Below are 21111 nucleotides of genomic sequence, written 5' to 3'. Positions count from 1 at the left end.
CTCCTCAGGCACGCGGCGTATAGAAGGGGTTGGCCAACTGCGGCAGAGCCTGGGCGAGTTGGCGGCGGTTTGGCAATTGGTTCATCGCCGCATGGATCGCCTGGCTGCAGGCGCGATAGTTATTCCGGTACACCTCATCCAGGTCATCGCAGGCCGGATTGACCCAGTTGGCCGTCACGATGCACCATTGATCTTCGGCCTCCGGCGGCAAGATACCCTCCAGCAGAGCTTCCGCCACCGCTTTGGCGATGGCCGCCTGCGAGGCGCCCCAGGTCGCGTTGCCGTGCAGTTCGCCGCTGATTTCGGCCTTGTTGACATACAGCGTCATCGGCTTGGTCGGCACATTGGGTTTCACCACCACCATAAAGGGGCAGTGTCCCTGGCTGGGGGATGCCAGGCTGGAAGAGAACGCCTGACCTACCGCGCCATGACGCGGGCCGATCAAAATATTGATGTGCGAGGCGTTAACGCCGTTACCCTCAAACCCTTCACCGATATACATTTCCACGTCATTGCTCCTGTTTTCAGTCAGATGGTGTTATTTAATCGAGGCGGCCAACGCATTGTCTGCGCGCTGCGCCGGATCCTGGCTGGCATCAACCAGGGTCAAGCCTTTGGTTTCTGGCGCCCAGGCGATGGAAACCAACGCGCCGATAATTAAAATCACGGCCAGAATGCCGGTGGTGGCAGGCATGCCGTAGTGGACTATCGCCAGTGGCAACAGCCCGGTGCCGATGGCAGAGCCCAGACGGCTCATCGAGGTCGCGAACCCGACGCCCATCGAACGAACCTCGGTAGGGAAACTTTCCGCCGGGAAAACGCCGACCAGATTACTGACCGCCGACATCACCAGCGTGAAGGCGGCAAACAGGGCGATCAACCAGGCGGATTGGGTGACGGGGATCAGGCTGAGCAGGACCAGACAGGCAGCCAGAAACACAAAGGCCCCGATCAGAAAGCCTCGCCGTGAGCAGAACATCGTCAGCAAAATGCCGAGCAACGCACCGACGATCAGCAGACCGTTAAGCAGCAAGTCGGTGGCGAAGTTTTGATCCAGGCCCATGACCTGCAAAATGGATGGCAAGAAGGTATAAATCGCGAAGTAAGGGATCACCAGACAGACAAAAAACAGGCTGTTGAACGCGGTACGCCGACGATAGAGCGGGCCGAACAGCGACAGAAAGCGTTGTTTGCTCAGCGTTGGTGCTTCGTCGACCAGCATGACGTTAGGCCCAAAATAGCGGTGTACGATAGCCATGGCCTGTTCGCGGCGGCCTTTCCCCATCAGCCAACGGGGCGATTCCGGCGTGCCGATACGCATGAACAGAATGATGACGGCCGGCAATGCGGAAGAAGAGAGCAACCAGCGCCAGGCGTCCGGGCCCATCGCCGTCAGGAAGTGCCCGGCAAACCCGGCGGCGACGTAACCGAAGGTCCAAATCACGCTGAAGGATCCCAGCAGTACCCCCCGGTGTTTACGTGGGGAAAATTCGGCCAACATGGTGTGGCCAACGGAAAAATCGCCGCCCAGTCCGATGCCGACCAGTACCCGCAACAAGAAGAGTTGTTCGGGCGTGGTGGCGAAAAATTGCAGCGCCGAGGCGAGGGTGATCACTACAAAGCTAAAGCAGAATATTTTCTGCCGACCGATGTAATCGGCGACCCAGCCGAGGACCAGACTGCCGATAAACAGGCCGATTAACGCTGAACTGCCGAGCATGCCTTCCCAGAAGGCGGAGATCCCCATTTGCGGTTTGATTTGCGCCAGGGCGAAACCTATCACTCCCAGCACGTAGCCGTCGGTGAAGTGGGCACCAAAAGTCAGCCCGGCGATCTTGAGATGGAATCGGTTTAACGGCACGTCATCCATGCGTATTTGTTGTGATGTCAGGTGTTGCATTGCCCTGTCCTCCAGTTGGAGTGGTGTGGGGTTATTGTTGGTTTTTTGTTTTGAATGCGTAAACAATGTGGCAGCAGACCCGCCCTTCGGCGAGTGCGTTTTAGTCATACCCTCAGGTGGAAAACGCATGTGATCGACTTCTGGTTTTACAGAAATAAGCGGAGTGTGCGCTGGCGAATAACTGCAAATTAGCAACATATAGTTAACATGTTGTTCTATGCACAGAGGCTTCGCGTATTGTGAGAAAACTTCCGTCACTCAGTATGTTGCGCGTATTCGAAGAAACCTGCCGAACGCTGAGTTTTAGCAAAGCGGCAGAGGCATTGTTTATTACGCAAAGCGCGGCCAGCCGGCAGATCAAACAGCTCGAAGCCTTCCTGGGCAAACTGCTGTTTATCCGGAGTCACAGTGGTCTGGCGCTGACGCAGGACGCGATTTTATTGTTGCCACGCGTGCGCCAGTCGCTGGATATCCTGGAAGAGGGGATCCAGCATGTACAACTGCACAATCCGTTGCAGCATCTGCGCTTGCAAGTGGCTCCGACCTTCGCTACCCGTTGGCTGGCTCCCCGGCTGGTGGCTTTGCGCAGTCGCAATAGCCAGTTGCAGATCGCGTTGATCAGCGAAACCCGACAAAAATACTGCGATTTCGACTGTGCCATTCGTTTTGGCGATTCGGATGACTGTGCCGCCAGGGGGGAATGGTTATGCCATGAACGCCTGGTACTGGTCGGTAGTCCTTTGGTGATGGTGAATGGTGTCTTCCCGCCGTTGCAGGCACAGCCGCAGTTGCACATTCTGAATGGCGATATCCGTTTGGATAACTGGCCATGTTGGCTGGCTGCGGCGGGGCAGATTATTGTGGGTCAGCAAAGCGGGTTGGAGTTCAGTACTCAGGATCAGGTGATTAACGCCTGCATTACCGGTGCAGGCTATGCGGTGCTGGACCGGATGATGATCCGTAATGAACTGCAAAGCGGTCTGCTGGTGCTGCTGTCGCCGGTGGAGCTGAAAAGTCGCAATGGCTACTGGCTGGAAATTCCTGCCGGTAAGCGCGATATGCCCCGGGTGGGCTACTTTCATGACTGGCTGCAGGAGGAAGTCCAACAGCTGTCACAACATCCCGAACCGATGCCGGGCATGATCGCTGCGGTGTGAGCAGACGTGGAGATACCGGTAGAGGGGGTGTGTTACCTTATTGTTAATGAACATTGCCCGCGGTTCCTGCTGCGGGTCGACCAGGGGAATAAAGTGTCTTCAATTGTTGAGTTGTTAAAACTGCATCCGGTGATTGCTGCGGTAAAAGATAATGAAAGCCTGCAGGCGGCGGTGAAGTCAGATTGTCGGATTATCTCGGTGCTGTACGGCAACATCTGCAACATCGGGCGCATCGTGCAGCAGATTAAAGACGCCGGGAAATACGCCTTCGTGCATGTCGATCTGTTGGAGGGAAGTTCCAACAAAGAAATCGTGATCAACTTTCTGAAGATCGTGACCGCCGCCGACGGCATCATCAGCACCAAAACCTCGATGGTAAAAGCCGCGCGTCAGCAGGGGTTCTATGCCATTCACCGGTTGTTTATCCTCGATTCCATCTCTTTTAATAACGTCGACAAGCAGGTGGCGCAATCCACACCGGACTGCATCGAGATCCTGCCGGGCTGCATGCCGAAAGTATTGGGTTGGGTGGCGGACAAGATCGACCTGCCGATCATCGCCGGTGGCCTGGTGTGTGATGAAGACGACGCCCAGACTGCGTTAAAAGCCGGGGCCATCGCCGTCTCCACCACTAACCATGACGTGTGGAAATTGGCGCTATAACTAATCCACCAGGGGGCTGAGCGCCTGTAACAGCGGATCGAGCCGGGCGTTCACCTGTTGATAAACCCGCTCATTGAGTTGCTGATAAAAACGGTGGTTGCGGTTATCCGGCATAAAGCTGTCGCCGATTTTCACTAACCTTTCGGTCGCCTGCTGATAGTCGTCGAAGACGCCAATCGCCATACCGGCGTTGATGGCGCACCCCACCGCGGCAGAGCCGCTCATCAGATTACGGCGCGTCGGGATACCGAACACGTCGGCAAAAATTTGCATAAACACATCGCTATTGGCACCGCCGCCGGAGATGATCAGGCTGCTGAATGGCGTATTCAGCTCCTGCGCCATTTTGTCCATATGGTTCTTCATGGTGAAAGCGATGCCTTCCAGGAGAGAGCGGTACATATGCGCCCGGGTATGACGGCCGTCGAAGCCGATCATCGCGCCCTTGCGGAACTCGGCTTCAGGCGGCGGTGCCCAGTCATGCACGGTGATTAAACCTTCGCACCCGGCGGGGATCCGTTCGGCTTCATGATTCAACAGTTCTTCCAGGCTAACCCCCGCGTCATGGGCCGCAGACAGAGCCGCTGCGCCAAACTGGTCGCGGAACCAGCTTACGGTCCACATCCCGCGTCGCACGCCCATGCATTCGTACAGATAACGCCCGGGGATTGACGCCTGGAATGGCCAGAAATGCTGCGCGTTCTTCACATTGGCATCGCCATGCACCATGGCACCGATATAGGTGCCAAGGGAGATAAGCGCCACACCTTTGTCCAGCGAACCGGCACCAAGGGCCTCTACGGCTTTATCGTGTGCGGTTGCCACCACCGGGATGCCTGCCGGCAGGCCGATCTGCTGTGCCGCCCGTTCACTGAGATAACCGAGGATTTCCCCTGGTTTCACCACGTCCAGCACCTGATCGCGGGTCAGGTTGCAACTTTGCCAGGCTGCCGGGTCGGTGCTCCAGTCCAATCGGTCATTGTCCATCGGCCACCAACCGATGTAGTTGGCGCTGGTGTCTTTAAACTCGCCGGTCAACCTATGGGTGATATACCCTGAGGTGGTGGTGATATAACGCACCTCCCGGTAGGCATCGATAGACTCATAGGGCTTGTTCAGGCGCTTATCCATCCAGTTGATCACCGGGTAGGCGAGTTCACCGTTCTCTTTCAGCAGCGCTCGGCAACAGCGAACGATACAAATGCCCATCGACAGAATGTCCTGCTTCTGCCCCCCCAGTTCGGCAAAGCGTTGCATGACACGGCGGAACGCCACTTTTAGGGCATCCCACAGATCGTCATCTGGATGCTCCGCCAGCAGCGGCGCGGGGATCTCCAGCTTGCGCAGTTGCTGCTTGCCTTCGCAAATGACGTTGCCGTCCAAATCAAAAATCACCACTTTTGCGCTTTGGGTGCCAACGTCCACCCCCATTAAATATTGCTTCTTCATGCGATCGCTCCTCAAGGAAAATGCATTACCCGACGGCCGGTTTTATGGTTGTCGTTTTCGCGTCGGTCGTTTTGATCTTGTTGAACAACAGATAGGTAAACACCACCACCAAGCTGGTGGCAGCCAGCCCCAGCAACCACAGGTTACGGTAGGCCTCGGCGGCGGGCAGGGTGTCTTGCCAGTGTCCTACCAGCGGGTAGACGAATACGTCCGGCAGAAAACCTATCACCGAACAGATGCCTACGGTGGTGCCCATAATGAATTTAGGCGTACGGACTTCACCAATGCAGGCGAAATACAGCCCGCGTGAGGCGTAGCAGGCAAAAGCCAATAACAAGATCAAACCGATACCCACGATGACCGAGCCCGGTTGTTGATTGGTGACTAACAAGGCGGCCAGGGTGATCAGGCTGACCAGCGCCAATAGCTGGATAACCCGGGTCGGTGATTTCAGCCTGCTGTGGCTGGTGATCAAACCGCCGAGCGGGCCACAGATGGCGCGGAATATCTTGTTGATCACGATGCCCATGTAGCTGGCGGCGACCAATGTCATGCCGTACATCTCGGTCAGATAATTGGTCGAGTAACTCAGAATGGCGTAGATGGTGTAGACGCCGAAAATGATCATGCTGCAATACCAGGTACTGCTGACCTTGAGCACTCTCAGGATGTCACTGAGGCTAAAGGGAGGTGAGGGCTCTGCACTGTTTGCCGCCTGGGGGACCCCCTCGCTGACGAAGCACCAGCACAGTACGCCGAGCAGAATATACACGCCGCTGTAAATCAGGATCACTGCTTTCAGGCTGTTGGGATCCTCGGCGGTGAATAAAGAGAAAATCCACATGGTGAACACCGCCAGTGCCATGACGCCGACACCCCGCAGACCCTCCATCCACCCCATGATTTTTCCTTGTTCATCATGGTCGCCCAACAGCGACGCCGCCTTGATGGAGACTGACCACAGCAACAAAATGGTGGTGATGGCGAACGCTACCTGTATCAGGATCATCACCCAAAAAGGGGGATAAAACGCCATCAACCCGCCCAGCAAGCCGGTCGCGATCATGGCGAAAGTCATGACCTTACGGTGGGAGAATTTATCGGCGACAATGCCGCTGGGGGCGTAAAGAATAATGGCGGCAATACCGAAGGTGCTCATAATCAACCCAATTTCGGTATTGGAGAAACCCATAAATTTCGCCATGGGAATTTGATAGATATAACGTAAATAGGCCAAGTCAAAACTAACGCCGCCGCTAATGCTTATTATCGCCAAGGTTAACCAACGGTGGAAATTGGATTTTTTCATGCGGCATTCCCGTTAAATTGTCAAACAAAAAAAGAGAAAAGCAAGCTCCCCGCAGAACGGGAAGTTACTTTTCTCTTGGGCTCATTCAGTAACTGCACTAACAAATAGCACGGCGTCGGGAATAATATCCGTGATTATTATCACAAAAGTCTAAAATGAGGATTTACTGAGATTTATCGTAAACTAATTCACCAGGGAGATGAGTTTTTTATTATTGCGGTATTTTTAGCATAAAATGATTTTGTGAAGTCAATCACGGAACAGCACGGAGTGGACATGTTAGCTTGCTTCTCAGTTACTAGAGCCGATGAGAAAAGTAACTTCTTTGCCAAGCGCAGAGGAGCTTACTTTTCTCATTTTTTTTGCATTTTTTCCAGGCTAAGGAGTCAGGACATGTCACTAGATGCGTTGAATGCGTTCTCACTGGATTTCTTCTCACTGAAGGGGAAAACGGCCATTGTCACCGGCGGCAACAGTGGCCTGGGGCAGGCGTTTGCCGTGGCGCTGGCCAAGGCCGGAGCGAATCTTTTTATTCCCAGCTTCGTGATGGATCAGGGGCAAACCCGCGAAATCATTGAGCAGCAGGGTGTGCGCGTGGAGTTTATGCAGGTGGATATCACCGAGAAAGGCGCTCCGGCGCGGGTGATCGCCCAATGCCTGGCAGACTTCGGTTCCGTGGATATTTTGGTTAACAATGCAGGCATCTGCAAACTGAATAAGGTACTGGATTTTGGCCGTGGTGACTGGGATCCGATGATCGACATCAATCTGACCGCCGCCTTTGAAATGAGCTACGAAGCCGCCAAAGTGATGATCCCCAACCAACAGGGTAAAATCATCAATATCTGCTCGCTCTTTTCTTACCTCGGCGGGCAATGGTCACCGGCTTATTCCGCCACTAAACATGCTCTGGCCGGTTTTACCAAGGCTTATTGCGATGAACTTGGCCAATATAATATTCAGGTCAATGGTATTGCTCCGGGTTATTATGCTACCGATATTACCGCAGAAACCCGAAGCAATCCGGAAACCAATCGGCGTGTATTGGAACATATTCCGGCCAACCGTTGGGGTGACACACAAGATTTAATGGGGGCAATGGTATTTTTAGCCAGCAGGGCATCCAATTATGTTAATGGTCATTTGCTGGTGGTGGATGGCGGGTATCTGGTTCGTTAAATAAGCGGGGTATTCCCCGTGCTATCTCAACAACACTTTTTATATTCTTATTATCAGGAAGGAGTAATCATGTCTCTGACTCGTGAAGCTATTGTCACTCATTTAAAAGAAATCCTGGGCCCGGCACGGGTCATTACCGACGAAGAAACGTTGAAAAAGAATAGTGTGGACCGTTTCCGTAAATATGCCGATATTCACGGTGTTTTCACCCTGCCGTTACCGGCCGCCGTGGTAAAGCTGGAGAATACCCAGCAGGTGGCGGACGTGCTGAAATTTATGAACCAGCATCGCATCAATTGCGTGCCGCGCACCGGGGCTTCCGCCACCGAAGGCGGGCTGGAGACAGTAATCAAAAACTCGGTGGTGCTCGATGGCTCGGGCCTGGACCAGATCATCAACATCGATATTCGCAATATGCAGGCCACGGCCCAGTGCGGCGTGTCGCTGGAAGTGCTGGAGAACCAACTGCGGGCTCAGGGTTACACCACCGGGCATTCGCCACAGTCCAAACCGCTGGCGCAAATGGGGGGGCTGGTCGCGACGCGCAGTATCGGCCAGCTCTCTACGCTGTACGGGGCAATCGAAGATATGGTGGTCGGGCTGGAGGCCGTCTTCCCTAATGGAACCATTACGCGGATCAAAAATGTGCCGCGCCGGGCAGCCGGGCCGGATATTCGCCACGTGATCATCGGCAACGAAGGGGCACTGTGCTTCATTACCGAAGTGACGGTGAAGATTTTCAAATACACGCCGGAAAATAACCTGTTCTACGGTTATACCCTAGACAATATGCAAACCGGCTTCGATATTCTGCGGGAGGTGATGGTGGATGGCTATCGCCCATCGATTGCCCGTCTGTACGACGCCGAGGACGGCACCCAGCATTTTACCCACTTTGCCGAGGGTAAATGCGTGCTGATCTTTATGGCCGAAGGGGCAAAGGGTATTGCGCAGGCTACAGGTGCGGGTATTGAGGCGATTGTGCAGCGCCATGCCGAATGCCATAAAGTGGACAGTAAACTGATCGAGCAATGGTTCAATAACCTGAACTGGGGGCCGGAGAAGGTGGCGGCGGAACGCTTGCAGATCATGAAAACCAACAATATGGGGTTCACCACCGAGGTTTCCAGCGACTGGGCGAGTATTCATGCCATTTATGAGAACGTGATCCGCCGGATACGGGCGGAATTCCAGCATGTCGATGACATCACCATGCTGGGCGGGCATTCGTCCCACAGTTACATCAATGGCACCAATATGTACTTCGTTTACGATTACAACGTGGTGGATTGCAAACCGGAAGAGGAGATCGACAAGTACCATAATCCGTTGAACAAGATTATCGTCGAAGAAACCCTTAAACAGGGCGGTTCAATGGTGCATCACCACGGTATCGGCAAGCATCGTACACATTGGACCCAGGAGGAGCACGGCAGCGCTTATTACATCCTTAAGGCGTTGAAAGAGGTCTACGATCCGAACGGCATCATGAACGCCGGCACCATTTATCCTCTGGAGAAGTAATCTTGCCTTTGGCCCGGTTCGCCGGGCCTTGGTATCAGGATACTTATTCGATATGCGCACTAAAGCCTATACGTCCCGGTGCAACATCGGGTTTCAGGGTCAGCGCCGGGATCTCGTACTCGCCCGCATTCTGCCGGCGGAAGGGAATGGGCGCAGTGTGCTCCAGCTCGTCAAGGCGTTGGCCCAGCGCGTTACAGGCCTCGGCATAACGCACTTCATCGACCCGTCCGGTGCGATAAATAACGAAGGGCGGCAGCACATCGAAACCGGGGTAATGCAGGATCCCATGCTGGATAGGGAACAAAATGTCATCAATCGGGCCATTGATGCCGCGCGCGGCATAATGCGATTCCCATCCGCCGGTGGTGACAATCAGCATCGCGCGTTTGCCGGCAAGAGTGCCTTCACCATAGCGATCTCCCCAATGTGAATCAGAGTGCTCGCCGACGCCATAGGCAAATCCGTAGGCGTAGACGCGTTCTACCCAACCTTTAAGGATGGCCGGCATCGAAAACCACCACAGCGGGAACTGCAGGATCACCGTATCGGCCCAGAGCAGCTTTTCCTGCTCGAGTTCAATATCTTTGCTCTGCAAACCCTGAGCAAAAGCCTGTTGGGAATCGAGCGAAGGATCGAAGCGGGCGCCTGGCTGTGCCGTGCTGTCGTTAGCGTCGAGCGTGGCTTTCCATTGCATGGCATACAGATCGGATACCTGGACCACATGGCCGGCGGCTTCCAGCCGCTGCACTGAAAAATCCCTGAGTGAACCATTCAATGATTGCGGTTCAGGGTGGGCATAGACCAGTAAAACATTCATAGCGGGACCTCCATTGATTGATAAAGGCAGGTTAGGGGGTTGTCAGGTATATTAGAAATGAATTTCTAATATTACAGGTATTAGCATGAATAATATCCGACGGCTGGATCTCAACCTGCTGGTGACGCTGGACGCCTTGCTTTCTGAGCACAATGTGACCCGGGCGGCGCAGCGCTTAAACTTCTCGCAGCCTTCGGTCAGCGTGCATCTGGCCAAACTCAGGGACATTTTTAACGACCCTTTGCTGCTGCCGGGGCCACGAGGAATGCGGCCCACCGCACGCGGCGACGAGTTGCGCGAGCCATTGCGGTTGGCGCTTGAAGCACTGGAACGTGCGGTGTCACCTTCCGATCCCTTCGATCCCAAGTTGGCCGACCATACCTGGCGCGTAGCGGCTTTCGACTATGGTGAGTCGACCATTGTTCAACCGGCGCTGATCGGGCTACGTGCGGCAGCACCGCACAGCAGACTGGCGGTGATTGAGACGGTGCCTTCGCACATCGCCAAACAGGCGGAACAGGGTGAGATAGACTTGGCCTTTCATACGCGTGAAGGTGCGCCGCCCAATTTGCGGCAACGCACTTTGTTCAGTGAACGCTATGTCCTGGTCGGGCGTGCAGGGCACCCTGGCTTGCAAAAGCCGCCGTCACTGGCTCAGTTTTGCGAGCTGGAACATGTGATGGTTTCGCCGGACGGCGGGGGATTTTTTGGGATCACCGACAAAGTGCTGGCAGAAGCGGGTTTGACCCGGCGAGTGGTGCTTTCGGTACCGCATTTCCTGTTTGTAATGTCGGTGCTGGCAAATTCAGAGCTGGTGGCCATGCTGCCTTCACGTCTGGTGCGCAACAACAACGCCTTGCAGGTGGTGGAGCCGCCCATTGAGCTGCCGGGCTTCGAAATGACCATGCTTTGGCATGAGCGTGCCCACCGCGATCCGGCGCATCAATGGCTGCGAGAGCATATTGTTGCGTCGGTCGCCTAAGTCATTTTAGCCCGGCGCTCAGTTACGCGACCGGCTGTATTTGAGTAACTTGCCCGTGAATAACAACCTCAGCGTACGGATCAATAACAAGCCAATCAGGGCATTGCTGAAGACAAAAAGTGGCAACGCGAGTGTGGCCAGAATTCCCCCGTGGCTTTCATGGCCCAGATGCAAAGCGGTAGTCGCAAGGGCGGATAGTCCGAATGAAAAACTCCAGAATGAGACATTAAAAGGCCCTTTCAGATACCAGGGAAGCAGGCGGATGATAAACAAAAGCTGCAACAGGCCATAGCCAAAAAGCATTTTTGCCAGCACATCCGCTTCACCGCCATTGATTGCCAGCCATGCACTGCAAGCGACCAGCGCCGGCGCCAGTTGTATGCCGAGGGACAGTCTGACCGGTGCAGGCATTTCCCCCTGGTTGCGCATCCTTTGCAAGATAGCAGGTTCCAGACTCAGCCAGGACAGGATGCCGGCTCCCAGAAACAGCAGGCCCAGATCGTGGTACCCCAAAGCGCCGCAGGCCATGCAACTGATAAAGTTATTGGCGACCGTAGGCAGATAAAGCCCGGGGGTAGTGGCTTCAACAGGATGTGCGCCACGCCACAGGCCGGCACTTTGCCAGGCGGCATAGCTCAGCTGCGCCACGGCACCGCAAATAAACAGTGCCACGGCAAGTGAACGCCACCAGGGCGCAACGCCAATGGCGACCAGCATCGTGGTCGCTGGAAATAAACTGACGTAGCTACTCATTAACGGATGTTCGATTTCAGCTTTTACACTGTGGGGGAAACGCAGTAAACGGTACAAAAAAGCACTGGCCAGCAGTAACCACAGGAGGATGGCAATCGCCACCAAGCCTTCACCGATAAGCGGAGAGACCGGCCAGATAGTGGCGGCATAACGCCAGCCAAACCCCGAGCCAATGGTGCCTAACACCATACCGAAATACCCCGCAGGTAAATCAAGAAAGCGGGGGTTATCATTCAGAGTAGAATTATTCATTTTGTTTAAAGTTTAAAATATATTTTAAACGATCTTAGCGAGTTTGGCGGGCAGGCGCAATAGAACCCAGGGGAGGGTCATCTTCGATGGGGTGGTTTGCGGGCAGTGTCACCACCGCCCGCGAGTGTTTAGAAGGTGATATTGACCTTGGCCCACAGGGTGCGGCCCGGCTCGTTCACCGAGGTATTCGACGAATAACCGAAGGTGCTGTTACCCGCCAGATTCAGGTGTTCGCTGTAGGTTTTATTGAGGATGTTATCCAGCCCGGTGCTGAGTTTAACCTGCGGGCTAACCTTGTACGCCACATTGGCGGAAAGCACGCCAAAGCCCGGGCTATCCGCAAAGTCTTTGCCTACCACGTTGCCCTGATTGATGGCCACCCGGTGCTGGCTGCTGACCAGTCGCCACAGGCCGGTGCCGCTCCAGTCGCCGCGCTCGTAAGTCAGGCCCAGGCGGGCTTCCAATGGCGGGATCTGCGGCAAGGGCTGGTTGTCGCTGGTATTTTTGCCCCAGGCATAAGCCAGGCTGGCATCGGTCTTCCAGTGTTCGGCCAGTTGATAACCCATGCCCATTTCACCGCCCATAATGGTGGCGTTGACGTTATCGGCCTGGCTGATGCGGGCGTGGTGCGGATCGTATTTGAACAAGATAAAGTCATTCACATGGCCAACATAAGCCGACACCCAGCTGTTAAAGCGCTTGTCGGTATATTGGGCGCCGATATCGATCTGCGTGGTCTTTTCACTCTTCACACTGTCAAACGGACTCTTGCTGCCGCCAGGCCCGAACGTCGGCGAAAACAGCTCCCAATAGTCGGGGAAACGTTCGGTATAGCCGATCCCGGCATAGACCATCAGCGGCATGCCCGCCAACGTATGCTCAATGCGGGTAAAGCCGCTGGGCAGGGTGTCGGAGCGCTCGGTATCGTTGCCGGATTTATAGTTATCCACCAGGGTGCGATCGAGACGGGCGCCGCTGATGACTTTGCTTTGTTCGGTCGCGGTCCAGGTCAGCTCGCCAAAAGCGCCGTAGTTATGGAACTGCGCATCCTCTTGCCAGGCATTGCCCTGTTTATTGCGATGGGTGTTGGTTTGCGTATCCATACCGCTTTCCAGTTTGAAATCTTGCCACAGCCAGGTGCCCATCACGCGGCCACCGACGGTACGGCGATCCAGTTGCATCGTCATACCGGCATGCATGGGCATCCCCATGTGTCCCATCGCCATGCCGCCTTGGCCGGGAGAGCGAAGGGTGGTGTTATCCATAATGTGGTTGGCGTAGTTGTAATACACCTGCGCTTCGAGCTTATCCAGCACCTCGCCAAGGTTGGATTTTTCTACCCGCATCCCCAGGCTTTCACGCTTGAACTGCGAGCCATCCATGCTGCGGCCGGCATAACGCGCTTCGCCGTTACCCCGGCCCATGGTCACTTCCAGCAGCGTATCGCTGTCTGGCGTCCAGCCCAGCGCCAGATCACCGTTCCATTTGTCCCAGCGTGAAGGCACGCGATCGCTGTTACCGTCCTGGTAATCGTGAGAACGCGATTTGTTGCCCATCAGACGCAGATAGCCTTGCTCGCCGCCAAGACTGGCATCGATGTTCTCATCCCAACGGCCGTTGGAACCGGCCAACAGGCTGGCATTGCCTTTAATGCCGGGTTGATCAAAGCGTGGACGTTCTCGTTCAAAGCGCACCGTGCCGGCTGAGGAGCCTGCGCCCCAAAGCACGGTTTGCGGGCCTTTGGTGATGGTCAGCAGATCGTAACTTTCCGGTGAAATATAGGAGGTGGGGGCGTCCATGCGGGAAGGACAGGCACCCAGCATTTCGCCGCCGTCGGTCAGGATTTTCAGCCTGGAGCCAAACATGCCGCGAAACACCGGATCGCCATTGGTGCCCCCGTTACGGATCTGCGAAAAACCCGGAATGGTTTTCAGATAATCCGAACCGTCGCTGGCCGGTACCGGCTGGCGCGGGGTTTTCGGTGACGTCACTATGGTCATCGGCGAGTAGAGCGGCGCCGTCACGGTGATCACGTCGCCGTCGTTGGCTTTCACCGCAACATCATGCTGGTGTTGTTCCGCCGCGTGGGCGTTGAAGGCCGTCAGGACAAACAGCGGCATCGCCGCCGTGATATGCAGGGACAGAGGGCGTTTTTTATAGTTCCTGGTTTTTCCGAACATCATCGTTCCTTAATGTAAATTTTGACGCTAAAAATAGCTTCACATCGCAACCGGCGGTGATTTAGGCGCAGCCAATCCCGGAGCATAATGCCGCCGTTAATAAATGCATTGCCCAGGCAAGGCACGAAAATAATGCCTGTAGGGTTGCGATGCTTATTGAAAGCAGTGTCAAATTCCGACGGGCGTGAGTAAACCGCCTGGTTGAATAGTCTCAACAGGAATAATTTGACTACAGTCGATTAATTTTTAAATCAGAGGAAGTGATGCCGGAGGCGCGCGGGGCTGAGATTCAGAGTGGATCACACGGGCGAATAACGGGAAGATATAATGCGTTGGCGGAGCACGCGATAACAGCGAACCAGACCAGAATAACGGCGCAGAGGCTAAGTCCAACAGCGGTACATGGATCAGCAATACGCAATAGCCACAGGCGCTGTCGTCCATCATCATCGCCATGTTATGGCTGCCGGTCTGCATGGCCATGGTCATGCTTTGCGTACTGGCCTTGCCGACGGGCTCCGACGGCGGTTGGTGATGCCGATGCGCAGACATATCCATACCGCAGTCCGCCATGGCGGTTGTTTCAGACTGTCCGACACGTGCATGCTCCAGCGATCGAGAGATCACCGGGGCAATGAACAACATCAGTATCGCAAAAATCCCCAAACAGGCCGGAAGATGGCTTCGCGATGTGGCAGTCCGAATTAACGACACATATATCCTAAAACAGGGCGAAATTAACGGATTGAATTGTACTGTTTTATGCAGCAAATGTTAAAACATTTTATGCCTGGTTAGGCTATTGATAAAGGGAGTGACCATTCGTCTCACATTATCAACCATTTTAACCCTTCGGATATATTTTCGTCATGACGGTAAATAACCCCATCGGTAACTCTGGTGTTATATCAACAAAGTTTGATGGTTCGATGAGAATATTATCGACCATGCCGATGAGATAATAACGCTTTCAGTACGTATTTTGAGCCGGCATGATTAAATAATGATTATTTTAATTAATAGGGTGATTCATGTACCGCTACCAAGGGTAAACTTTCGGACAGGAAATCAATCAGCGCCCGCACCGAAGGGAGCATGCCACGGCGAGTCAGGAATGTTGGTCTCGAAGGGGGAAACCATCACAAGTTTGGCGGCAAATTCGCGATCAGTATTCCTGATGAGTTATGGTATCGCCTTGATAGTGGAATTTTAATTGTGACCCAATTACCGATTGGTCACTCGTTGTCAATCAAGGCTCATTGAGCTAAGCTGGTATAATGACTAAAAAGACAAACGATAGCCTGTCACGAGGCCCTTCTGACCATAATGTTCGTGACCAGATTGTAGAGGCCGCCACCGAGCACTTTAGCCATTTTGGTTACGAAAAAACCACCGTGTCCGATTTGGCCAAGGCTATAGGTTTCTCCAAAGCCTATATCTATAAATTTTTCGATTCCAAGCAGGCTATTGGGGAGGTTATCTGCGCCAACAGGTTGGCCACCATCTCGGAGATTGTTTATCAGGAACTCGCCGATGTACCCACTGCGTCTGAAAAACTGCGACGTTTATTCAGGGCACTGACTGAAGCCGGTAGTGATTTGTTTTTTCACGATCGCAAGCTTTATGACATTGCTGCCGTGGCATCCCGAGAGCACTGGCCTTCAGCAGCGGCGTATCAGGAGCGACTTCGTCAATTGATACAGCAAATCATTCATGAAGGTCGGCAGGCCGGTGAGTTTGAACGAAAAACTCCGCTGGATGAGACGGCAGAGGCGATTTTCCTGGTGATGCGGCCTTATATTTGCCCTTTACAGCTGCAATATAACCTGGAAACGGCATCATCAGCGGCCGTGCTGCTGTCATCATTAATCCTGAGAAGCTTATCACCATAGTAGTGACTATTGACTTAATTGGTCACTTGAATGAGTATGCGGGTACTGTTCTGTTAAATGTTCAAGGAAACCCATGCTCAGGCTTAAACCTGTCTCCTTTGCTGTTTGCCTGTTCCCGCTCGCCCTGGCGGCTTGTGGCGACGCTTCCGGCGTAGATGATCCTCGTAGTCAACCTCCATTGGTGAGGACTGCAATCGTGGCGAGTGCTGTTGATGCCGCCCGCGCATTCACCGGTACTGTAGTCGCCCGAACGCAAAGCGATCTTGGCTTTAGAGTTCAAGGAAAAATTCTTGAACGGCTGGTGGATGCTGGCCAGACCGTGAAGCGCGGTCAGCCATTGATGCGTTTGGATCCCGTTGACTTGAGCCTTCAGGCGCAAGCACAGCAGCAGGGCGTCGCGGCGGCCCGGGCACGAGCCAGACAGACGGCTTCGGATGAAGCTCGTTATCGCGGCCTGGTGGCGACAGGTGCAGTCTCTGCATCAGCCTACGATCAGATCAAGGCCGCAGCGGATACGGCCAAAGCGGAACTCAGCGCCGCCCAGGCGCAGGCAAACGTGTCGCAAAACGCAACGGGTTATGCCGTGCTGCTTGCCGATGCGGATGGCGTGATAATGGATACGCTGGCCGAGCCCGGCCAGGTAGTCAGTGCAGGGCAGGCCGTAGTCAGATTGGCCAGAGCAGGACAGCGTGAAGCCATCGTACAATTGCCCGAGACGTTGCGGCCTGTAGTCGGAAGCGAGGCCAGGGCAACGCTCTACGGCACCGATAAACAGCCGGTTCCTGCGACACTACGCCTGCTTTCCGACGCCGCGGATCCTTTGACGCGCACCTTTGAAGCCCGATATGTGCTTGAGGGGGCGCTGGCGAACGCGCCGCTCGGCTCCACCGTGACGCTCCATATTGCCGAAAATAACTTATCGGGCCAGATACTGCAGGTGCCTTTGGCGGCTATCTACGACCCAGGCAAAGGGCCGGGTGTCTGGGGAATTTCAGGCAAGCCGGCCAAGGTGTTATGGCACCCCGTACAGTTGCTTGGCCTGAGTGACGACACCGCAAAGGTGACGGGTAACCTCAACCCAGGGGAACAGGTGGTAGCCCTGGGGGCGCATCTGCTGCATGAGGGTGAAAGGGTTCGACTGGCTCAAAGTGATGCCGGCGATTCAGGGAGCCAGCCATGAGCGAAGGCAGGTTCAATCTTTCGGCGCTCGCCGTCCGCGAGCGTTCAATCACGCTGTTCCTAATCCTCTTGATTGCCGTTGCCGGCATTCTCTCGTTCTTTGAATTGGGACGGGCAGAAGATCCCCCCTTTACGGTCAAACAGATGACCATTGTTTCTGCCTGGCCGGGTGCGACCGCGCAACAAATGCAGGATCAGGTGGCCGAGCCATTGGAAAAACGGATGCAGGAGCTCAGGTGGTACGATCGCAGTGAGACTTACACGCGTCCCGGCCTGGCTTTTACCCAGTTGTCATTGCAGGACGGTACACCGCCTTCACAAGTGCAGGAGGAGTTTTATCAGGCGCGCAAGAAACTCGGTGATGAGGCCAAAAACCTGCCGACTGGCGTGATTGGGCCGATGGTCAACGATGAATTCTCCGACGTAACCTTTGCCCTTTTTGCTTTGAAGGCGAAAGGGGAACCGCAGCGTTTGCTGGTCCGCGATGCCGAAAAGTTGCGTCAGCGTCTGTTGCACGTTCCTGGCGTGAAAAAGGTCAATATTATCGGTGAACAGCCGGAACGTATTTTTGTCTCCTTCTCGCATGATCGACTGGCGACGCTGGGCGTTTCGCCACAGGATATTTTCGCGGCGTTGAACAGTCAGAACGTCCTGACGCCTGCCGGTTCGATTGACACCCACGGACCGCAGGTGTTCCTGCGACTGGAGGGAGCCTTCGACAAACTGGAAAAAATTCGCGAGACGCCGATCGTCGTTCAGGGCAGGACCCTGCAGCTTTCGGACATCGCGACGGTAGAGCGTGGCTATGAAGATCCTGCGACTTTTCTGGTACGCAACCAGGGAGAACCTGCGCTGTTGCTGGGCATCGTGATGCGTGAGGGCTGGAACGGGCTGGATTTGGGCAAGGCGCTGGACGCCGAGACGGTCAAAATCAATGAGGGTATGCCTCTTGGTATGACGCTTGCGAAAGTCACAGATCAATCAGTAAACATCAGTTCGTCCGTCGACGAATTCATGATCAAATTCTTCGTCGCGCTGCTCGTGGTGATGGTGGTCTGCTTTGTCAGCATGGGGTGGCGCGTAGGGGTGGTGGTTGCGGCGGCAGTGCCGCTGACATTGGCTATCGTTTTTGTCGTGATGGAGGCATCCGGTAAAAACTTTGACCGCATTACCCTGGGTTCGTTGATCCTGGCGCTTGGGTTGCTGGTCGATGATGCGATCATCGCCATCGAAATGATGGTGGTGAAAATGGAAGAGGGCTATGACCGTATCAAAGCCTCGGCCTATGCCTGGAGCCACACGGCGGCGCCAATGCTGGCCGGGACTCTGGTGACGGCCGTGGGTTTTATGCCCAACGGGTTTGCGCAGTCTACCGCCGGCGAATACACCAGCAACATGTTCTGGATCGTGGGCATCGCCCTGATTGCTTCCTGGGTGGTGGCAGTGGTGTTTACGCCTTATCTGGGCGTGAAAATGTTGCCGAACATCAAAAAGGTTGAGGGTGGGCACGCGGCCATCTACAACACCCGCCATTACAACCGCTTTCGGCGATTGCTGACGTACGTCATTGCCCGTAAGTGGATGGTGGCGGGCACAGTCATAACCCTTTTTGCGGTCGCGATCCTGGGGATGGGACTGGTGAAAAAACAATTTTTCCCGACCTCCGATCGCCCCGAGGTACTGGTAGAAGTGCAGATGCCTTATGGAACTTCCATTGAGCAAACCAGTGCGGCCACGGCGAAGATAGAAGACTGGTTGAGAAAGCAGAAAGAGGCCAAAATCGTTACGTCGTACATTGGCCAAGGTTCCCCCCGTTTTTTCCTGGCCATGGCGCCAGAGCTGCCCGATCCGTCGTTTGCAAAAATTGTTGTACTGACGGATACCCCGCAAGCGCGTGAGGCGCTGAAGTTCCGACTTCGTGAAGTCGCTGCCGAGGGCCTGGCTCCCGAAGCTATGGTTCGCGTAACTCAACTGGTGTTTGGTCCTAACTCACCCTATCCGGTGGCTTACCGTATCATGGGGCCGGATCCGGTTCAGCTCCGCGAGATTGCGGGCAAAGTAGAAAAGGTGATGCAGGGCAGTCCGATGATGAGAACCGTCAATACCGACTGGGGGCCGAAGGTGCCGACGCTGCATTTTTCGCTCAATCAGGACCGGCTTCAAGCGGTAGGATTGACATCAAATGCCGTCGCGCAGCAGCTTCAGTTCCTGCTCTCGGGCGTTCCGATCACCTCTGTGCGTGAAGATATCCGTTCGGTACAGGTTATGGGGCGCGCTGCGGGGAATATCCGGCTCGATCCTGAAAAAATAGCCGGCTTCACCCTGGTTGGCTCTGCCGGGCAGCGTATTCCTTTATCACAGATAGGGGATGTTGGCGTTCAAATGGAAGACCCTATTTTACGCCGTCGTGATCGTACCCCGACAATAACCGTTCGCGGTGATATTGCCGAAAACCTGCAACCGCCGGATGTATCGACGGCGATCCTGAAACAGTTGCAACCCGTTATCGACACATTACCGGCCGGATATCGTATTGAGCAGGCCGGGCCAATTGAAGAATCAGCAAAAGCCACCGGGGCAATGGTGCCGCTGTTTCCCATCATGATTGCCATGACGCTGTTGATCATCATCCTGCAAGTGCGCTCGATGTCGGCGATGGTGATGGTGTTCCTGACCGCGCCGCTGGGGTTGATTGGGGTAGTACCGACATTGCTGCTGTTCAACCAGCCGTTTGGTATCAATGCGCTTGTGGGCCTGATTGCGCTGTCAGGTATTCTGATGCGTAACACCTTGATCCTGATAGGACAGATCCATCATAACGAACGAGATGGGTTGGCGCCGTTCCATGCGGTGATCGAAGCTACAGTGCAGCGCGCTCGGCCGGTATTGCTCACGGCAATGGCCGCTATTCTGGCGTTTATCCCGCTGACGCACTCCGTGTTCTGGGGAACGCTGGCTTATACGCTGATCGGCGGAACATTTGGCGGCACCATAGTCACGTTGGTATTCCTGCCCGCAATGTATGCTATCTGGTTCAAGATACGTCCTGAACAACAACAGCGGAACGAAAGGCCGGCCTCGGCCAAGCCAATTCTGGAGGAGTAACGGGAGATTTAATCTCACCACAGACTGTCGTCGCATGGCGATGGTCTGTGGTTTCGGTTTTGTCTTGCTACGAGTGATCATGGGTGACAACGTCACCTAATGGGGCCAGAAGAGTGAATTTTTGACCTTTAAACGATGCATTCTGATGAAATCTGTAAGGTTCATGGAGTGCTGGTCTTATCAGATTTCACGTAGCGCGATCAAAAAGAATAGACAAGGTTTTGGCGTATTGGGGATTGATAGCTCAAAATCGATGATCGGCTCATGCTTGAAGACATTTCCGCAGCAACAGTGGCGCGTGGCAGATATGCGAGAGTTGGCATTGGATGAAACCTTTGGTGGGCTGATTGCCTGGGACAGTTTCTTTCATCTTACTCGTAATGACCAACGTCAGATGTTCAAAGTTTTCCGCAAGCATGCTGGCAGCAAAGCAGCATTGATGTTTACCAGTGGCACAAGTGATGGCGAAGCGATTGGCACATTTGAAGGAGAGGCACTGTATCATTCGAGCCTGGCGCCTGCAGAGTATCGACAATTGCTGCACGAGAATAGTTTTCGCGTTGTGAAGATGGTTTTAGAAGATCCGGAATGCCGCGGACGAACAGTGTGGCTGGCGCAAAGCACGATCTGAGACAGAATGCAGATCAGGCCCATGATAACGGCCAAAGCCTCAGATTCCACATAACCTTATCTATGTCAAGGCTAAGTAGAGATGTCCGGGGTGGGGCAAAGTTCAAATGTCCATGGAGACTGTAATTTAAATTGTGTAT

Annotated in this window: 17 protein-coding genes; 9 read left to right on the top strand and 8 right to left on the bottom strand. The window is 54.5% G+C overall.

The window, feature by feature from the left end:
* Positions 1-4: 4 nt before the first annotated feature.
* Positions 5-508 (bottom strand): formaldehyde-activating enzyme, encoded by a 504-nt coding sequence (gene fae, locus ACGS9J_RS00085; protein WP_442229082.1) that lies wholly within the window; start codon positions 506-508, stop codon positions 5-7.
* Positions 509-538: 30 nt separating this feature from the next.
* Positions 539-1900 (bottom strand): MFS transporter, encoded by a 1362-nt coding sequence (locus ACGS9J_RS00080; RefSeq protein ID WP_442229081.1) that lies wholly within the window; start codon positions 1898-1900, stop codon positions 539-541.
* Positions 1901-2139: 239 nt separating this feature from the next.
* Here ACGS9J_RS00080 and ACGS9J_RS00075 point away from each other — a divergent pair, with 239 nt between their 5' ends.
* Positions 2140-3057, top strand: a complete 918-nt coding sequence (locus tag ACGS9J_RS00075; RefSeq protein ID WP_442229080.1) for a LysR substrate-binding domain-containing protein — start codon at positions 2140-2142, stop codon at positions 3055-3057.
* 93 nt (positions 3058-3150) lie between these two features.
* Positions 3151-3720 (top strand): glycerol-3-phosphate responsive antiterminator, encoded by a 570-nt coding sequence (locus tag ACGS9J_RS00070; RefSeq protein WP_442229079.1) that lies wholly within the window; start codon positions 3151-3153, stop codon positions 3718-3720.
* Here ACGS9J_RS00070 and ACGS9J_RS00065 read toward each other — a convergent pair whose 3' ends face one another.
* Complete coding sequence (locus ACGS9J_RS00065) at positions 3721-5169, bottom strand: FGGY-family carbohydrate kinase (RefSeq protein WP_442229078.1); 1449 nt, start codon at positions 5167-5169, stop codon at positions 3721-3723. It lies immediately after the preceding gene.
* Between the two features lie 25 nt (positions 5170-5194).
* Positions 5195-6478, bottom strand: a complete 1284-nt coding sequence (locus tag ACGS9J_RS00060; protein WP_442229077.1) for an MFS transporter — start codon at positions 6476-6478, stop codon at positions 5195-5197.
* Between the two features lie 393 nt (positions 6479-6871).
* Here ACGS9J_RS00060 and ACGS9J_RS00055 point away from each other — a divergent pair, with 393 nt between their 5' ends.
* A complete protein-coding gene (locus ACGS9J_RS00055; RefSeq protein WP_442229076.1) occupies positions 6872-7657 on the top strand; it encodes an SDR family oxidoreductase in 786 nt (261 codons plus the stop codon).
* Between the two features lie 69 nt (positions 7658-7726).
* Positions 7727-9181: an FAD-binding oxidoreductase gene (locus ACGS9J_RS00050; RefSeq protein ID WP_442229075.1), complete on the top strand. Its 1455-nt coding sequence runs from the start codon at positions 7727-7729 to the stop codon at positions 9179-9181.
* A gap of 43 nt (positions 9182-9224) precedes the next feature.
* Here ACGS9J_RS00050 and ACGS9J_RS00045 read toward each other — a convergent pair whose 3' ends face one another.
* Positions 9225-9998: an NAD(P)H-dependent oxidoreductase gene (locus ACGS9J_RS00045; protein WP_442229074.1), complete on the bottom strand. Its 774-nt coding sequence runs from the start codon at positions 9996-9998 to the stop codon at positions 9225-9227.
* Between the two features lie 85 nt (positions 9999-10083).
* Between ACGS9J_RS00045 and ACGS9J_RS00040 the strand changes: the two genes are divergently transcribed.
* Complete coding sequence (locus ACGS9J_RS00040; protein WP_442229073.1) at positions 10084-10980, top strand: LysR family transcriptional regulator; 897 nt, start codon at positions 10084-10086, stop codon at positions 10978-10980.
* Between the two features lie 18 nt (positions 10981-10998).
* Here ACGS9J_RS00040 and tehA read toward each other — a convergent pair whose 3' ends face one another.
* The 3 genes from tehA to ACGS9J_RS00025 all read right to left on the bottom strand — a co-directional run bounded on the left by tehA (position 10999) and on the right by ACGS9J_RS00025 (position 14879).
* Complete coding sequence (gene tehA / locus ACGS9J_RS00035) at positions 10999-11985, bottom strand: dicarboxylate transporter/tellurite-resistance protein TehA (protein ID WP_442229072.1); 987 nt, start codon at positions 11983-11985, stop codon at positions 10999-11001.
* Positions 11986-12113: 128 nt separating this feature from the next.
* Complete coding sequence (locus ACGS9J_RS00030) at positions 12114-14168, bottom strand: TonB-dependent copper receptor (protein WP_442229071.1); 2055 nt, start codon at positions 14166-14168, stop codon at positions 12114-12116.
* Between the two features lie 243 nt (positions 14169-14411).
* Positions 14412-14879: a DUF2946 domain-containing protein gene (locus ACGS9J_RS00025; RefSeq protein WP_442229070.1), complete on the bottom strand. Its 468-nt coding sequence runs from the start codon at positions 14877-14879 to the stop codon at positions 14412-14414.
* A gap of 563 nt (positions 14880-15442) precedes the next feature.
* Between ACGS9J_RS00025 and ACGS9J_RS00020 the strand changes: the two genes are divergently transcribed.
* The 4 genes from ACGS9J_RS00020 to ACGS9J_RS00005 all read left to right on the top strand — a co-directional run bounded on the left by ACGS9J_RS00020 (position 15443) and on the right by ACGS9J_RS00005 (position 20972).
* Positions 15443-16057 carry a TetR/AcrR family transcriptional regulator gene (locus tag ACGS9J_RS00020; RefSeq protein WP_442229069.1) on the top strand — a complete coding sequence of 205 codons (615 nt, stop codon included), beginning with the start codon at positions 15443-15445 and terminating at the stop codon, positions 16055-16057.
* A gap of 73 nt (positions 16058-16130) precedes the next feature.
* A complete protein-coding gene (locus tag ACGS9J_RS00015; RefSeq protein WP_442229068.1) occupies positions 16131-17237 on the top strand; it encodes an efflux RND transporter periplasmic adaptor subunit in 1107 nt (368 codons plus the stop codon).
* Positions 17234-20341, top strand: a complete 3108-nt coding sequence (locus ACGS9J_RS00010; protein ID WP_442229067.1) for an efflux RND transporter permease subunit — start codon at positions 17234-17236, stop codon at positions 20339-20341. Before ACGS9J_RS00015 ends, ACGS9J_RS00010 begins: the two co-directional genes overlap by 4 nt.
* Positions 20342-20504: 163 nt before the next feature.
* Positions 20505-20972: a class I SAM-dependent methyltransferase gene (locus tag ACGS9J_RS00005; RefSeq protein ID WP_442229948.1), complete on the top strand. Its 468-nt coding sequence runs from the start codon at positions 20505-20507 to the stop codon at positions 20970-20972.
* The last annotated feature ends 139 nt before the right edge of the window (positions 20973-21111 follow it).

The sequence above is a fragment of the Serratia quinivorans genome (assembly GCF_052113645.1).
GTDB lineage: Bacteria > Pseudomonadota > Gammaproteobacteria > Enterobacterales > Enterobacteriaceae > Serratia > Serratia quinivorans_B.
The sequence above is the reverse complement of the archived record's forward strand: the minus strand, read 5'-3'. Positions and strand labels throughout refer to the sequence as shown.

Excerpts from the sequence above, each read along its gene's own strand:
- ACGS9J_RS00080 (WP_442229081.1), bottom strand. The coding sequence starts at position 1,900 with ATGCAACACCTGACATCACAACAAATACGCATGGATGACGTGCCGTTA.
- ACGS9J_RS00065 (WP_442229078.1), bottom strand. The coding sequence starts at position 5,169 with ATGAAGAAGCAATATTTAATGGGGGTGGACGTTGGCACCCAAAGCGCA.
- ACGS9J_RS00060 (WP_442229077.1), bottom strand. The coding sequence starts at position 6,478 with ATGAAAAAATCCAATTTCCACCGTTGGTTAACCTTGGCGATAATAAGC.
- ACGS9J_RS00055 (WP_442229076.1), top strand. The coding sequence starts at position 6,872 with ATGTCACTAGATGCGTTGAATGCGTTCTCACTGGATTTCTTCTCACTG.
- ACGS9J_RS00050 (WP_442229075.1), top strand. The coding sequence starts at position 7,727 with ATGTCTCTGACTCGTGAAGCTATTGTCACTCATTTAAAAGAAATCCTG.
- ACGS9J_RS00045 (WP_442229074.1), bottom strand. The coding sequence starts at position 9,998 with ATGAATGTTTTACTGGTCTATGCCCACCCTGAACCGCAATCATTGAAT.
- ACGS9J_RS00040 (WP_442229073.1), top strand. The coding sequence starts at position 10,084 with ATGAATAATATCCGACGGCTGGATCTCAACCTGCTGGTGACGCTGGAC.
- tehA (WP_442229072.1), bottom strand. The coding sequence starts at position 11,985 with ATGAATAATTCTACTCTGAATGATAACCCCCGCTTTCTTGATTTACCT.
- ACGS9J_RS00030 (WP_442229071.1), bottom strand. The coding sequence starts at position 14,168 with ATGATGTTCGGAAAAACCAGGAACTATAAAAAACGCCCTCTGTCCCTG.
- ACGS9J_RS00020 (WP_442229069.1), top strand. The coding sequence starts at position 15,443 with ATGACTAAAAAGACAAACGATAGCCTGTCACGAGGCCCTTCTGACCAT.
- ACGS9J_RS00015 (WP_442229068.1), top strand. The coding sequence starts at position 16,131 with ATGCTCAGGCTTAAACCTGTCTCCTTTGCTGTTTGCCTGTTCCCGCTC.
- ACGS9J_RS00010 (WP_442229067.1), top strand. The coding sequence starts at position 17,234 with ATGAGCGAAGGCAGGTTCAATCTTTCGGCGCTCGCCGTCCGCGAGCGT.
- ACGS9J_RS00005 (WP_442229948.1), top strand. The coding sequence starts at position 20,505 with ATGGAGTGCTGGTCTTATCAGATTTCACGTAGCGCGATCAAAAAGAAT.